Genomic DNA, 13,400 nt, shown 5'->3' with positions numbered 1-13,400 from the left:
TCAGTGCCCCTTTCCCTGCTTTTCGATATGTCCGCCAAACGCCTGGCGCATGGCCGACAGAACCTTGTTGGCGAATTCGTCGTTGCCGCGCGATGAGAAGCGGCTGTAGAGCGCCGACGACAGCACCGGCGCCGGCACACCGGTGTCGATGGCGGCCTTGAGCGTCCAGCGGCCCTCGCCGGAGTCGGCGACGTTGCCCTTGTAGGAGGCGAGGTCCGGTTCGGCGGCCAGCGCCGAGGCGGTCAGGTCGAGCAACCACGAACTGATGACGCTGGCGTGTCGCCACACCTCGGTGATCGCGGCGACGTCCAGGTCGTAGCGGTAATACTGGGGCTCATCGAGCGGGCTGGTCTCGGCGTCGGCCTTGCGCGTCTCGGCGCCGGCGTTCGCCGACTTCAGAATGTTCAGCCCCTCGGCATAGGCGGCCATCATGCCGTATTCGATGCCATTGTGGATCATCTTGACGAAGTGGCCGGCGCCAGCCGGGCCGCAATGGAGATAGCCGCGCTCGGCGGTGCCGGACGACGGATCGCCCCCAGGCGCCAACGTCGCGAAAATCGGATCGAGGCGGGCAACGGCGGCGGCATCGCCACCGATCATCAGGCAGTAACCGCGCTCGGCGCCCCACACGCCGCCCGACGTGCCGACGTCGAGGAAGTGAACCCCGGTCGGAGCGAGCTCGGCGGCGAGGTCGACGGCGTTGCGATAGTTGGAGTTGCCGCCGTCGATCACGACGTCGTCGGCGGCGAGATGGGCCGCAAGGTCGCGCACGGCGCCCTCGGTGACGGCGGCGGGCAGCATGAGCCAGACGGCGCGCGGCGGCTTCAGCCGGGCCACGAGGTCGTCGATGGAGGACGCACCGATGGCGCCTTCCTTTTCGAGCGCGGCGACGCTGTCGCGGTTGAGATCGTAGGCGACCACCTCATGACCGTCCGCCATCAGCCGCCGCGCCATGTTGAAGCCCATCCGGCCCAGTCCCATCATTCCGATCTGCATTGTCATTCTCCGGAAACGCCCTCGCGGAATTCGGCGGCTCGTCGTCCAAGGCCCGAGGGGGGCTGTCTCGTCGTTGCCGACTTGCCAGCCCTTACAATTGGATAAGTATATTACCTAGGCCGGGAGTAAATGGCTCGTGCGATCACGTTCGGCGGAGCGTTCGGTGAGCGTCGGGGGCATCGGGCGGCCAACGGCGCACGCCGGTTCGGTGGGGAAGGGGGCTTGAAAGGGGGGGGGGCGTGGCCGGCGGACGGCTTCCTACCTCGCGAGAGTCTCGGTCTCGTTCAGGATCTGCGTGAGGTCCTGTGGCGGCATCGGCTTGCCGAGGAGATAGCCTTGCAGCTCGTCGCAGCCGAAAGAGCGCAGAATATCCCTCTGTTCGGCGGTTTCCACGCCTTCCGCCGTCGTCTTGAGGCCCTTGGCATGCGCCATGGCGATCATCGCCCGCACGATTTCAGAGTCGCCCTCGGACTCCGTGATGCTCTTCACGAAGCTTCGATCGATCTTGATGCGGTCGCAGTCGATGTTCCTCAGCCGCTCGAAGGTCGACGACCCCGTTCCGAAATCGTCGATGGCGATCGAGATGCCGGCCGCGTTCAAGGTCTTGATGGTCTGCATGCCGGCTTCCTCGGCATCTGCAAAGTCCGTCTCCGTGATCTCCAGCTCGAGCCGGCTGGCCGGGAAGCCGATCTTCTCCAACGTGTCCAGTACGGTCTCGGCAAAGCCGGCGGTGCGCAGCTGGACGGGCGACACGTTGACGGCCAGGTGCTCGACGGGCCAGGCGACGGCGTCCCGGCAGGCAGCTTCCAGCACCCACAGGCCCAGATCTGCGATGAGGCCCGCTTCCTCGGCGATCGGAATGAACAGCGCGGGCGAAATCATCCCGCGTCCGGGTTGCTCCCAGCGAACGAGCGCTTCCACGCCAAGCATGTGGCTGCCGTGGCCGGCGTATTTGGGCTGGTAGACGACGGAAAACCCCTTCTTCGTCCGAAGCGCCTCGCGAAGCTCCGCCTCCATGGCCGCCCGGTTCTGTATGGCGTCGTCCATCTGCGTGCCGAAGATCGAGAAACGGCGCCGCCCGGCCGTCTTGGCATGATAGAGGGCGACGTCGGCCTTGCGGTTCAACTCGGCCCGGTCGGATCCGTCGTAGGGGGCCATCGAAACGCCGATGGAGACGCCGACGAACGCGCGCCGCCCGTCAAACTCCATCGGCTCGACCAGGCTATCGATGAGCTGGCTGCAAAGCTGCTCGATTTCTCGCCGGGTCCTGTTGGGGATCAGGGCGGCGAACTCGTCTCCGCCGACGCGGTAGACGGGCGCATTGGCCGGCAGGATCTCGCACGTGCGCCTCGCGAACTCGACCAGTACGGCATCGCCCACCTGATGGCCCAGGATGTCGTTGACCTGCTTGAACCGGTCGAGATCCATGAACAGGAAGGCGAGGGGATCGGACTGCTGGCGGGTGGAAAACTGCTCGATCAGTTCGTCTGCTGCCCGTTCGTAGGCCGAGCGGTTGAGAAGGCCGGTGAGAGGGTCGTGGGTGGCAAGGTAGCGGATGTGTTCTTCGTTCCTGATCCTGTCCAGCTTGCGCCGGTAGGACGCCGACGAGATGACCAGCGTGCCGATCAGCAACACCGACCCGACCAGGGCCAGAACTGGCGAGAGCGACGCGAGGAGACGCTGGCCCGGACGGAAGGGCACCCACTGGAACGAGAGGACGGCGCTCCCGATGCTGCTGGACAGGGATATCGAGCTACGCCTGGGGTCGCCCTGTCCAGAGGCGACGAACTTCAAATCCTCCAGGACGTGCGACTGCCCGACCCTGTCGATAATGGCGCCGTCCAGATACAGGACGACGACGTGAATCCGAATGGTCGAGAGGGGCTGCTCCAGCTCGCCGGAGTCGGAAACGATCGGCTTGGCGCTGACGATCGCCGGACGGCCGGCAATGTAGACATAGTCGGCCACGCCGACGGACAGTTCCTGGCTTCCCTCGGCCGGGGGTTCGCCGGCAGCGATCTTGGCTCGCAACGCTTGCAGGAAAGGCGCCAGCACGTCGCGGCGCGACTCGAAGAATGCGGCCGCCTTCGGCCGCTCGTCCGCGAAGGCATAGATCGGCCGGTTCTGTTCATCGAGGACATAGGCTTCGTCGATGCCGAAGAACGTGTGCATCCATGTGCCAAGATTGCCGTCGATCCACTCGGCGTTGCCACCTCCGGCGGTGTTCTTGACCGCCTCGTCCCAGAAAGTCGAACTCTCCTGGTTGTGCGAGATGTTGGCGCGAACTTCTCCGATGGCGTAACCGGCGAGCTCGGCCTGCCTCCGGATGTCTTCGCTGTCGATCGATCGAGCAACCCAGACGAGAAAAAATCCCATCGCGGAGAGGGCAAGAACCATTGCCAGCAGCGAGGCGACGACGCGGGAGAGGAACAGGGAGAACTGTTGATTCATCGACGTTTCCGAAATTCCATCTGGCGCGCGTGTTCTGCACTTCACGCCAGCTCTCCTCTCGCTCAGCTAAGCGCCGCCACCATTAATAACGGGTTATTTCTCCTTGGGAATGATGAACGTGTTAGTGCCGCTCCGGCTTTGGCCGGTCCGGGGCTCGCGTCGACCACGCGATCGCCGGCCGGTGGGCCGCCGGTTGTCGTTCCGATTGTCGAGCGTCGGCGCACCGTTACGATGTCGGTCTTGGTCGCCGTATCGGGGCGCGAACCGCGGACGCATATTGACGGCAACCTTAGCCCTGTGGTGAGCTTGAAATTTCAGGGAAAGCGGTCCATATGGCTCAGCCTTGGCGCCGATTGCTCTTTGCGGGGAGAGCGGCGTCAATCAGGGCTTGAACCTTGCGTTAAAAGGCACTATTCGACCCGCCGACCGGCCGCCCCGGTTCGGGGGCAGCGCACGAAAAGGCCCCACAAACCTTTCGAGAGAGACGAAGCGATGGCCAAGGAAAAGTTTTCGCGGACGAAGCCGCACTGCAACATCGGCACGATCGGTCACGTTGACCATGGCAAGACGTCGCTGACCGCTGCGATCACCAAGGTGCTCGCGGAGACCGGTGGCGCGACGTTCAAGGCCTATGACCAGATCGACGCCGCTCCGGAAGAGAAGGCCCGTGGCATCACGATCAACACGGCGCACGTCGAGTACGAGACGGAGAACCGTCACTACGCTCACGTCGACTGCCCAGGCCACGCCGACTACGTGAAGAACATGATCACCGGCGCCGCGCAGATGGACGGCGCGATCCTGGTGGTTTCGGCCGCCGACGGCCCGATGCCGCAGACCCGCGAGCACATCCTGCTCGCCCGTCAGGTTGGCGTTCCCGCCATCGTCGTGTTCCTGAACAAGTGCGACATGGTCGACGACCCCGAGCTGCTCGAGCTGGTCGAGATGGAAGTTCGCGAGCTTCTGTCGTCCTACGAGTTCCCCGGCGACGATATCCCGATCGTCAAGGGTTCCGCCCTGGTTGCTCTGGAGAACGGCGACCCGAAGCTCGGCCACGACGCTATCCTCGAGTTGATGCGCGAAGTCGACGCCTACATCCCGCAGCCGGAGCGTCCGGTTGACCAGCCGTTCCTGATGCCGATCGAAGACGTGTTCTCGATCTCGGGTCGTGGCACGGTTGTGACCGGCCGTGTCGAGCGCGGCATCGTCAAGGTCGGCGAGGAAGTCGAGATCGTCGGCATTCGTCCGACGACTAAGACGACGGTGACCGGCGTCGAAATGTTCCGCAAGCTGCTCGATCAGGGCCAGGCTGGCGACAACATCGGCGCTCTGCTGCGCGGCACCAAGCGTGAAGACGTCGAGCGCGGCCAGGTGCTGTGCAAGCCGGCTTCTGTGAACCCGCACACGAAGTTCAAGGCCGAAGCCTACATCCTGACCAAGGAAGAGGGTGGCCGTCACACGCCGTTCTTCACCAACTATCGCCCGCAGTTCTACTTCCGCACGACGGACGTGACCGGCGTGGTGACGCTGAACGAAGGCGTCGAGATGGTGATGCCGGGCGACAACGTGACGATGAACGTCCAGCTGATCGTTCCGATCGCCATGGAAGAGAAGCTCCGCTTCGCCATCCGTGAAGGCGGTCGTACCGTTGGCGCCGGCGTCGTCGCCGCCATCGTCGAGTGATGATACCTATCCGGCGGCTTCGGTCGCCGGAATCTCCCGGATTTCCGGGCTGATCCACAGCCAAGTCGTTCGGGAGACAAAGAAATTGCCGCGCGGGGGTTGCCCCGCCGGCAGGAATCGGTAAGAAGGGCGCACCGCGTTTTTGGTGCTTGATCCGGAAGCCGGTTCGGCTATAAGCGATCGGACTGACGTCCGCGAGCGGAAGTCTAGGGGTATAGCTCAGTTGGTAGAGCGGCGGTCTCCAAAACCGCAGGTCGCGGGTTCGAGCCCTGCTGCCCCTGCCATTTCCCTCTTGCGTGGACCTGTCGAACGCTATAGATAACGGTTCCTATCTCGTGGCGCGCGGAACTGCCGTTCCGCGCGCCCGACCGTCATGAGTGGATGTATGGCCAAGACTAGCCCCCTTGAGTTTCTGCAGCAGGTTCGGACCGAGGCCGGCAAGGTCACGTGGCCGACCCGGCGCGAGACTGCGATCACGACGACCATGGTGTTCATCATGGCCATCCTCGCGGCGATCTTCTTCCTGGTCGCCGACATGATCATGAACTGGGGTGTCGGGTTGCTGCTCGGCCTCAGCGGCTGACGAACGACCGCCGAGGGAGCATCGACATGGCAAAACGCTGGTACATCGTCCACGCCTACTCGAATTTCGAGAAGAAGGTGGCTGACTCCATCAAGGAGCAGGCGCAGCAGCGTGGTCTCGCGCATCTCTTCGAGCAGGTTCTGGTGCCGACCGAGAGCATCACCGAGGTGCGTCGCGGTCGCAAGGTGGCGGCCGAGCGCAAGTTCTTCCCGGGTTATGTCCTTGTGCGCATGGACATGACCGACGAGGCTTACCACCTCATCAAGAACACGCCGAAGGTTACCGGGTTCCTTGGGTCCGACAACAAGCCGGTTCCCATTCCCGACCGTGAGGCCGAGCGCATCATGAATCAGGTCGAGGTTGGCGTCGAGCGGCCCAAGCCCTCCGTCAGCTTCGAGATCGGCGAGCAGGTCAAGGTTTCCGACGGCCCGTTCGCGTCCTTCTCCGGCCTTGTCGAGGAAGTGGACGAGGAGCGCAGCCGCCTCAAGGTGGCGGTGTCGATCTTCGGTAGAGCCACGCCGGTCGAACTCGAATACGGTCAGGTCGAAAAGGTCTGACGCACGTTTGCGATGCCGGCTCGCCGGTGTCGCGTTCGCCGTCCGGTTTTCCGGTCGGCACCCACCCCGTGGGAGAGGGGCCCCGGCCATCGCCGCCGGGACACGGTCCTCCGACCACGAACCTGAAGGCGAACCGGCTCATCCGGCCACGCCGACGAGGAGAAGAAAATGGCGAAGAAAATCACTGGCTACCTGAAGCTTCAGGTACCGGCCGGTTCGGCGACCCCGTCGCCGCCGATCGGCCCCGCGCTCGGTCAGCGCGGCCTGAACATCATGGAATTCTGCAAGGCGTTCAACGCGCAGACGCAGGGTATGGAAAAGGGCATGCCGATCCCGGTGCTCTTCACCATCTATGCGGACCGCTCGTTCACCTTCAAGCTCCGCACGCCGCCGATGACCTACTTCCTCAAGAAGGCCGCCGGTCTCGACAAGGGCTCGAAGACGCCGGGCGCCGCCGTCGCCGGCTCCGTCACCAAGGCGCAGGTGCGTGAAATCGCCGAGAAGAAGCTCGTCGACATGAACGCCACCTCCATCGACGCCGCCATGCTCATGGTCGAGGGCTCTGCCCGCTCCATGGGCCTCAAGATCGCGGAGTGACCGATATGGCCAAGCTTCCCAAGCGCGTCGTCGCGAGCCGCGAAGGCATCGATCGCAAGAAGTTCTATCCGCTCACCGAGGCCCTCGGCCTGATCAAGGAGCGCGCCACGGCCAAGTTCGACGAGACCGTCGAAGTTGCCATCAATCTCGGCGTCGATCCTCGTCATGCCGACCAGATGGTCCGTGGCGTCGTCCAGCTGCCGCACGGCACTGGCAAGACCGTCCGCGTCGCCGTGTTCGCCCGTGGCCTGAAGGCCGATGAGGCGACCGCCGCCGGAGCCGACATCGTCGGCGCCGAGGAGCTGGTCGAGGCGATCCAGAAGGGCGAGATCAACTTCGATCGCTGCATCGCCACGCCGGACATGATGCCGCTCGTCGGCCGTCTCGGCAAGGTTCTCGGCCCGCGCGGCCTGATGCCGAACCCGAAGGTTGGTACGGTGACGCAGGACGTCGCCGCTGCCGTCAAGGCCTCCAAGGGTGGTGCTGTCGAGTTCCGCGTCGAGAAGGCTGGTATCGTCCACGCCGGCGTCGGCAAGGCTTCGTTCTCTGCCGAGGCGCTGCTGGACAACGTCCGTGCGCTCGTCGATGCCGTCCAGAAGGCCAAGCCGACGGGTGCCAAGGGTACCTATCTGCAGCGCGTGTCGGTCTCCTCGACCATGGGACCGGGCGTGAAGGTGGAAGTCGGCTCCCTGGGCGCGGCTTCCTGACGATGAGTTCCGGCCTTCGGGCCGGCGGCTCCCGAGAGGGCGCCAAGAGTTTCCCGTCGGCTACGGCCGGCGGGATCGGTGGCTTCCCCGAGGATCCGTCCTCAAGGAGGCGCCGACCCTGTCCGAGATTGCGGGTGTCCGGCCTGTGCCGTGACCTAAGCCTACCGGACCGATCCCTTCGGGGTGACGTCGGGGCCTGCATGAGACGGGAGTGAGATCCGTATCATCCGAAGGGCGGTTCGCCGTTCTTCCCATGACGAGTACCGGTTCGAACTCTTCCCTCCAGCTACGCCGGTTTTCCGGAACGGGTTGGCGGACAGGCCGCGAGCGTCGCGCCAAGCCATCGGGCGAAGGCGTGGCAACAGCAACCTGACGACGGGGTGAAAACCTTGTCGTTTATCTGGAGACAGGCCGTGGATAGAGCGGAAAAGCGGGAACTGATCGACGCACTCAACGCCTCGTTCAAGGGCGCGGGCGTCATCGTCGTGTCCCACTACCAAGGCCTTACCGTCGCTGACCTGCAGGCGTATCGCGCCCGCATGAGGGATGCCGGCGGCAAGGTCAAGGTCGCCAAGAACCGCCTCGCCAAGCTTGCTCTTCAAGGCACCGATGCCGAGCACATTGCTGACCTGTTCACAGGTCCGACCGTCATCGCCTATTCGGCGGATCCGGTTGCGGCGTCCAAGGTCACTGTCGAGTACTCCAAGACCAACGACAAGCTCGTTGTTCTCGGTGGTGCCCTCGGCAAGACCAACCTCGATGCCAACGGCGTCAAGGCTCTCGCGAGCCTGCCGTCGCTGGACGAACTGCGCGCCAAGCTGCTGGGTATGATCAATACCCCGGCGACACGCGTCGCAGGCGTTCTGCAGGCACCCGCGGGCCAGCTGGCCCGCGTGTTCGGGGCTTATGCCAAGAAGGACGAAGCGGCGTGAGGCCGTTCGACCTGAAACAAAAATCTGGTTCGAACCGTTACTGAAGGAAGAAGTGAAATGGCTGATCTTGCCAAGCTGGTCGATGAACTGTCGGCCCTGACCGTCCTGGAAGCCGCCGAGCTGTCCAAGCTCCTCGAAGAGAAGTGGGGCGTGTCCGCCGCTGCTCCGGTCGCCGTCGCCGCCGTTGGCGCCGCCGGTGGTGCCGCTCCGGCCGCCGCTGAGGAAGAGAAGACCGAGTTCGACGTCATCCTCGTCGACGCCGGTGACAAGAAGATCAACGTGATCAAGGAAGTCCGTGCCATCACGGGTCTCGGCCTCAAGGAAGCCAAGGACCTGGTCGAAGGCGCTCCGAAGCCGGTCAAGGAAGCCGTTGCCAAGGACGAGGCCGCCAAGATCAAGAAGCAGCTTGAAGAAGCTGGCGCCAAGGTCGACGTCAAGTAATCGACCTAGCATTTATGACGGTGGGCGGCTCGACAAAATCGGGCCGCCCAACGGTTGTTTTTGAGATGGCCTTTTTTTGGCCCGAATCGGATCGAATTGGCTAAAGACTTGGCCTGTCGGTCGACGGTCGGTTTGTCCCGAGCCCTTCGGCGGCGTGAGAGCGTTGCGTATCAAAGGGTTCCGGTCTGCCGATCACGGTGTACGAGGGAAGCAATGGCGCAAACGTTCAACGGCCGCAGGCGTGTCCGCAAGTTTTTCGGAGACATCCGGGAAGTTGCCGAGATGCCGAACCTGATCGAGGTCCAGAAGGCGTCCTATGACCAGTTCCTCATGGTGGAGGAGCCCAAGGGCGGACGTCCCGAGGAGGGCCTCCAGGCCGTTTTCAAGTCTGTGTTCCCGATTTCCGACTTCGCCGGCACGGCCTTTCTCGAGTTCGTTCGCTACGAGTTCGAGGCGCCGAAGTACGACGTCGATGAGTGCCGCCAGCGCGGCATGACCTTCGCGGCGCCGCTCAAGGTGACGCTGCGTCTCATCGTGTTCGACGTCGACGAGGATACTGGCGCCAAGTCGGTCAAGGACATCAAGGAGCAGGACGTCTACATGGGCGACATGCCGCTCATGACCGACAACGGCACCTTCATCGTCAATGGCACCGAGCGCGTCATCGTTTCGCAGATGCACCGTTCGCCGGGCGTGTTCTTCGACCACGACAAGGGCAAGAGCCACTCGTCGGGCAAGCTTCTGTTCGCCGCGCGCATCATCCCGTATCGCGGGTCCTGGCTGGACATCGAGTTCGACGCCAAGGACATCGTCTATGCGCGCATCGACCGTCGCCGCAAGATCCCGGTGACGAGCCTGATGTTCGCCCTCGGTCTCGACGGCGAGGAAATCCTCGACACCTTCTACAACAAGATCATCTACGAGCGCGCCAAGGACGGCTGGCGCATGCCTTACGATGCCAATCGCATGAAGGGCATGAAGGCTGTCGCCGACCTCATCGACGCCGACACCGGCGAAGTCGTGGTGGGCGCCGGTCGCAAGCTGACCGCTCGTGCCGCCCGTCAGCTCGCCGAGAAAGGCCTCAAGGCCCTGAAGGTGACCGATGAGGAGCTCGAGGGCCTCTACATCGCCGAAGACGTCGTCAACATGCAGACGGGCGAGATCTACGTCGAGGCCGGTGACGAGATCACCGCCAAGATGCTGGCCACGCTCGCCGATCTCGGCATCGACGAGCTGCCGCTGCTCGACATCGACCACGTCAACACCGGCGCCTACATCCGCAACACGCTGGCCGTCGACAAGAACGAGTCCCGCGAGGGCGCGCTGTTCGACATCTATCGCGTCATGCGTCCGGGCGAGCCGCCGACCATCGACACCGCCGAAGCGATGTTCAAGTCGCTGTTCTTCGACGCCGAGCGCTACGACCTCAGCGCCGTCGGCCGCGTCAAGATGAACATGCGCCTCGACCTCGAGTGCCCGGACACCGTCCGCGTCCTCCGCAAGGAAGACATCCTCGCCGTCATCAAGACGCTGGTGGAGCTGCGCGACGGCAAGGGCGAGATCGACGACATCGACAACCTCGGCAACCGTCGCGTTCGCTCCGTCGGCGAGCTGATGGAGAACCAGTACCGCGTCGGTCTGCTGCGCATGGAGCGCGCCATCAAGGAGCGCATGAGCTCGGTCGACATCGACACGGTCATGCCGCAGGACCTGATCAACGCCAAGCCGGCCGCCGCCGCCGTGCGCGAGTTCTTCGGTTCCTCGCAGCTCAGCCAGTTCATGGACCAGACCAACCCGCTTTCGGAGATCACCCACAAGCGCCGCCTGTCGGCCCTTGGTCCGGGCGGCCTGACCCGCGAGCGCGCCGGCTTCGAAGTCCGTGACGTTCACACGACCCACTACGGCCGCATCTGCCCGATCGAGACGCCGGAAGGCCCGAACATCGGTCTGATCAACTCGCTCGCCACCTTCGCCCGCGTCAACAAGTACGGCTTCATCGAGAGCCCGTACCGCATTGTCGAGGATGGCAAGGTGACCGACAAGGTCGTCTATCTCTCGGCGATGGAAGAGAGCAAGTACACGGTCGCCCAGGCGAACGCCATCCTCGATGAGGAAGGCCACTTCGTCAACGACATGGTCATCTCTCGCCATGCCGGTGAGACGGCCGCCGTCGCCAAGGAACGCGTCGACCTGATGGACGTGTCGCCCAAGCAGGTCGTGTCCGTCGCCGCGGCGCTGATCCCGTTCCTCGAGAACGACGACGCCAACCGCGCCCTGATGGGCTCGAACATGCAGCGTCAGGCCGTGCCGCTGGTCCGCGCCGAGGCGCCGTTCGTCGGCACCGGCATGGAGCCGGTCGTGGCTCGTGACTCCGGCGCCGCCATTGCCGCCAAGCGCGGCGGCGTCATCGACCAGGTGGATGCCACCCGTATCGTCATCCGCGCCACCGAGGACCTCGAGGCGTCGAAGTCCGGCGTCGACATCTACCGCCTGATGAAGTTCCAGCGCTCCAACCAGTCGACCTGCATCAACCAGCGTCCGCTGGTGCGCGTCGGCGACGTGGTGGCCAAGGGCGACATCATCGCCGACGGTCCGTCGACCGATCTCGGCGATCTGGCTCTCGGCCGGAACGTGCTGGTCGCGTTCATGCCGTGGAATGGCTACAACTACGAGGACTCGATCCTTCTCTCCGAGAAGATCGTGGCCGAGGACGTGTTCACCTCGATCCACATCGAGGAGTTCGAGGTGATGGCCCGCGACACCAAGCTGGGTCCGGAAGAAATCACCCGCGACATCCCGAACGTGTCGGAAGAGGCTCTGAAGAACCTCGACGAAGCGGGCATCGTCTACATCGGCGCCGAAGTGCAGGCCGGTGACATCCTCGTCGGCAAGATCACGCCGAAGGGCGAAAGCCCGATGACGCCGGAAGAGAAGCTTCTGCGCGCCATCTTCGGCGAGAAGGCCTCGGACGTTCGCGACACCTCCCTGCGCGTGCCGCCGGGCGTGACCGGCACCATCGTCGAAGTGCGCGTCTTCAACCGCCACGGTGTCGAGAAGGACGAGCGCGCCATGGCGATCGAGCGCGAGGAGATCGAGCGTCTCGCCAAGGACCGCGACGACGAGCAGGCCATCCTCGACCGTAACGTCTACGGCCGCCTGATGGACATGCTGATCGGCAAGACCGGCGTCGGTGGCCCGAAGGGCTTCAAGAAGGACACCGTTCTCGACCAGGAGAAGCTCGAGGAGTTCCCGCGTTCGCAGTGGTGGCAGTTCGCTCTCGAGAGCGAGCAGGCCATGGGCGAGATCGAGGCCCTGCGCAAGCAGTATGACGAGAGCCGCAAGCGGCTTGAGCAGCGCTTCATCGACAAGGTGGAGAAGCTGCAGCGCGGTGACGAGCTGCCTCCGGGCGTCATGAAGATGGTCAAGATCTTCGTCGCCGTGAAGCGCAAGATCCAGCCGGGCGACAAGATGGCCGGCCGTCACGGCAACAAGGGTGTCGTCTCGCGCATCGTGCCGGTGGAAGACATGCCGTTCCTCGAGGACGGTACCCATGTCGACATCGTGCTGAACCCGCTCGGCGTGCCCTCGCGTATGAACGTCGGTCAGATCCTCGAGACCCATCTCGGCTGGGCTTGCGCCGGCATGGGCCGCAAGATCGGCGAGATGCTGGAGGCCTATCGGCACAGCAACGAGATCGAGCCGCTGCGAGAGTTGGTGGTCGACACCTACAAGGGGTCGCCCAAGACCGAAGACATCGGCAAGTACACCGATGACGAGGTCCTGCTGCTCGCCAACCAGGTGAAGAAGGGCATCTCGATCGCCACACCGGTGTTCGATGGCGCTCGCGAGCCGGACATCAACGAGCTTCTGGCCAAGGCGGGTGTCAATACATCCGGCCAGTCGGTGCTCTACGATGGCCGTACCGGCGAACCCTTCGACCGCAAGGTCACCGTCGGCTACATCTACATGCTGAAGCTCCATCACCTCGTGGACGACAAGATCCACGCCCGTTCGATCGGCCCCTACAGCCTCGTCACCCAGCAGCCGCTGGGCGGTAAGGCGCAGTTCGGCGGCCAGCGCTTCGGTGAAATGGAAGTGTGGGCGCTCGAAGCCTACGGCGCGGCCTACACGCTGCAGGAGATGCTGACGGTCAAGTCGGACGACGTGGCCGGCCGTACCAAGGTCTACGAGGCGATCGTCCGTGGCGACGAAGCCTTCGAGTCCGGCATCCCCGAGAGCTTCAACGTGTTGGTGAAGGAGATGCGCTCGCTCGGCCTCAACGTCGAGCTGGTCAACTCCAAGGAGCACGCCGTGATCGCGGACGAGCGGCCCCAGGACGCGGCGGAGTGATCCGGCGCGCTTAACGAAGGAAATGCCTTGAGCTGTCGGCGCGGAGCGCGCCGGCAGTTCGGCGTATCCGGCAACCGGCGCCAGAAGCGCCTCTGAGATTTTT

The 13,400-nt window shown here is 64.1% G+C and carries 10 protein-coding genes and 1 tRNA gene; 9 read left to right on the top strand and 2 right to left on the bottom strand.

Annotated features, from left to right (window positions below; genetic code table 11):
• Together gnd and M4J40_RS12350 are read right to left on the bottom strand one after the other, a co-directional pair.
• Positions 1 to 996 (bottom strand): phosphogluconate dehydrogenase (NAD(+)-dependent, decarboxylating), encoded by a 996-nt coding sequence (gene gnd / locus M4J40_RS12355; protein WP_251754450.1) that lies wholly within the window; start codon positions 994 to 996, stop codon positions 1 to 3.
• 258 nt (positions 997 to 1,254) lie between these two features.
• On the bottom strand, positions 1,255 to 3,447 hold the full coding sequence (locus M4J40_RS12350; protein WP_251754449.1) for a bifunctional diguanylate cyclase/phosphodiesterase: 2,193 nt from the start codon (positions 3,445 to 3,447) through the stop codon (positions 1,255 to 1,257).
• 492 nt (positions 3,448 to 3,939) lie between these two features.
• Here M4J40_RS12350 and tuf point away from each other — a divergent pair, with 492 nt between their 5' ends.
• The 9 genes from tuf to rpoB all read left to right on the top strand — a co-directional run bounded on the left by tuf (position 3,940) and on the right by rpoB (position 13,297).
• The gene (gene tuf / locus M4J40_RS12345) at positions 3,940 to 5,130 is read left to right on the top strand and encodes an elongation factor Tu (RefSeq protein WP_251754442.1); all 1,191 of its coding nucleotides are present in this window, start codon (positions 3,940 to 3,942) and stop codon (positions 5,128 to 5,130) included.
• Between the two features lie 208 nt (positions 5,131 to 5,338).
• Positions 5,339 to 5,414 (top strand) — tRNA-Trp (locus M4J40_RS12340).
• A 101-nt stretch (positions 5,415 to 5,515) separates the two neighbouring features.
• On the top strand, positions 5,516 to 5,713 hold the full coding sequence (secE, locus tag M4J40_RS12335) for a preprotein translocase subunit SecE (protein WP_026789304.1): 198 nt from the start codon (positions 5,516 to 5,518) through the stop codon (positions 5,711 to 5,713).
• A 26-nt stretch (positions 5,714 to 5,739) separates the two neighbouring features.
• Positions 5,740 to 6,270, top strand: a complete 531-nt coding sequence (gene nusG, locus M4J40_RS12330; protein WP_100083497.1) for a transcription termination/antitermination protein NusG — start codon at positions 5,740 to 5,742, stop codon at positions 6,268 to 6,270.
• Between the two features lie 168 nt (positions 6,271 to 6,438).
• The gene (gene rplK / locus M4J40_RS12325; RefSeq protein ID WP_251754448.1) at positions 6,439 to 6,867 is read left to right on the top strand and encodes a 50S ribosomal protein L11; all 429 of its coding nucleotides are present in this window, start codon (positions 6,439 to 6,441) and stop codon (positions 6,865 to 6,867) included.
• Between the two features lie 5 nt (positions 6,868 to 6,872).
• Complete coding sequence (rplA, locus tag M4J40_RS12320) at positions 6,873 to 7,574, top strand: 50S ribosomal protein L1 (protein ID WP_251754447.1); 702 nt, start codon at positions 6,873 to 6,875, stop codon at positions 7,572 to 7,574.
• A gap of 413 nt (positions 7,575 to 7,987) precedes the next feature.
• On the top strand, positions 7,988 to 8,506 hold the full coding sequence (gene rplJ / locus M4J40_RS12315) for a 50S ribosomal protein L10 (RefSeq protein WP_251754446.1): 519 nt from the start codon (positions 7,988 to 7,990) through the stop codon (positions 8,504 to 8,506).
• A 57-nt stretch (positions 8,507 to 8,563) separates the two neighbouring features.
• Positions 8,564 to 8,947, top strand: coding sequence for a 50S ribosomal protein L7/L12 (gene rplL / locus M4J40_RS12310; protein ID WP_251730782.1), 384 nt, complete (start codon positions 8,564 to 8,566; stop codon positions 8,945 to 8,947).
• 213 nt (positions 8,948 to 9,160) lie between these two features.
• Complete coding sequence (rpoB, locus tag M4J40_RS12305; RefSeq protein ID WP_251754445.1) at positions 9,161 to 13,297, top strand: DNA-directed RNA polymerase subunit beta; 4,137 nt, start codon at positions 9,161 to 9,163, stop codon at positions 13,295 to 13,297.
• Positions 13,298 to 13,400 lie beyond the last annotated feature (103 nt).

Source organism: Pleomorphomonas sp. JP5, from assembly GCF_023721815.1.
Lineage (GTDB): Bacteria > Pseudomonadota > Alphaproteobacteria > Rhizobiales > Pleomorphomonadaceae > Pleomorphomonas.
This window is presented reverse-complemented; position numbering and strand designations above follow the sequence as displayed.

Excerpts from the sequence above, each read along its gene's own strand:
- gnd (WP_251754450.1), bottom strand. The coding sequence starts at position 996 with ATGCAGATCGGAATGATGGGACTGGGCCGGATGGGCTTCAACATGGCG.
- M4J40_RS12350 (WP_251754449.1), bottom strand. The coding sequence starts at position 3,447 with ATGAATCAACAGTTCTCCCTGTTCCTCTCCCGCGTCGTCGCCTCGCTG.
- tuf (WP_251754442.1), top strand. The coding sequence starts at position 3,940 with ATGGCCAAGGAAAAGTTTTCGCGGACGAAGCCGCACTGCAACATCGGC.
- secE (WP_026789304.1), top strand. The coding sequence starts at position 5,516 with ATGGCCAAGACTAGCCCCCTTGAGTTTCTGCAGCAGGTTCGGACCGAG.
- nusG (WP_100083497.1), top strand. The coding sequence starts at position 5,740 with ATGGCAAAACGCTGGTACATCGTCCACGCCTACTCGAATTTCGAGAAG.
- rplK (WP_251754448.1), top strand. The coding sequence starts at position 6,439 with ATGGCGAAGAAAATCACTGGCTACCTGAAGCTTCAGGTACCGGCCGGT.
- rplA (WP_251754447.1), top strand. The coding sequence starts at position 6,873 with ATGGCCAAGCTTCCCAAGCGCGTCGTCGCGAGCCGCGAAGGCATCGAT.
- rplL (WP_251730782.1), top strand. The coding sequence starts at position 8,564 with ATGGCTGATCTTGCCAAGCTGGTCGATGAACTGTCGGCCCTGACCGTC.
- rpoB (WP_251754445.1), top strand. The coding sequence starts at position 9,161 with ATGGCGCAAACGTTCAACGGCCGCAGGCGTGTCCGCAAGTTTTTCGGA.